The following is an 833-nucleotide window of genomic DNA, read 5'->3' as shown; positions in this document are numbered from 1 at the left end:
ACCAACGTGTGCGAATCACTACGTGATTTTTAAGAGCTACGCTATCTATTACCCGTGTCTTGTTTTTTTACTAAGCGAGGTTTTAACTTCTTAATTTTGTTTTTTGATCTTTTGTCTTCCTTTGGGGCTTTGTATTTCTTTTTGACTCGCCACGAGTTGGGAAATGTTAGCGAGCCATCCTCTTTGTACTCCATTAGCTTTTCCGTCACTATTTTTGCGAAATCTTTACCAAGGTAATCACTTAAATCATTCCTTAAATTGATTTTGTCTTCCAGGCATATCCATTTGAATAGTTTCAAAGGCGTGGCTTTTTCGTAGTTCTCAAATCCGAGTTCATAAGCGAGTTGTTTTACGTCCATTAATCTTACTTTTTGATGGTTACATTTGAGGTCATATTAACGCTTTTGGGGTTTGAGTTCTGACGCACTCACTCCGTTCGCTTGTCGGATCGCTCTTCCTCATGAAAGGGCTTCGCCCATTTCATGAGGAAGAGCGATCTCAAAGGGAAAGTTTCAGTTATGAGCGTTACGGTGTGATTTTTGGGTGAGTTCAAAAGATGTTAATTCGCACTGTGAAGCCCTCTAATTGTGAAATTAACTTTCAGAGTGGATTTATGTGTCTGTGGGTGGGTTTGCTACTTAAAATGGCTGTGAGAGGCTTTCAGGTGGTCAAAGTGGCTGTTTTGGGCGGTAAACTTGGCAATTGAACATAATAGGAATAATAAACACCAAAAATGAGCGGTCAAAATGAAGCTCACAGCCATTGTTTGGGATTTTTATACCTAGGTTGCGGCTTGTTGTTTCTGGTCGCTGTGGGGGCTCTCGGGGCAATTT

General features: G+C 40.7%; 1 protein-coding gene. It reads right to left on the bottom strand.

The window, feature by feature from the left end:
- Positions 1-41 precede the first annotated feature (41 nt).
- Positions 42-359 (bottom strand): hypothetical protein, encoded by a 318-nt coding sequence (locus tag AB4484_RS06210; RefSeq protein WP_372077053.1) that lies wholly within the window; start codon positions 357-359, stop codon positions 42-44.
- Between the last annotated feature and the right edge of the window lie 474 nt (positions 360-833).

It is taken from the genome of Vibrio sp. 10N.261.46.A3, from assembly GCF_041472995.1.
In the GTDB taxonomy this organism is placed as follows: Bacteria; Pseudomonadota; Gammaproteobacteria; order Enterobacterales; family Vibrionaceae; genus Vibrio; species Vibrio coralliirubri.
This window is presented reverse-complemented; position numbering and strand designations above follow the sequence as displayed.

Coding starts and splice junctions, on each gene's coding strand:
- AB4484_RS06210 (WP_372077053.1), bottom strand. CDS start 359: ATGGACGTAAAACAACTCGCTTATGAACTCGGATTTGAGAACTACGAA.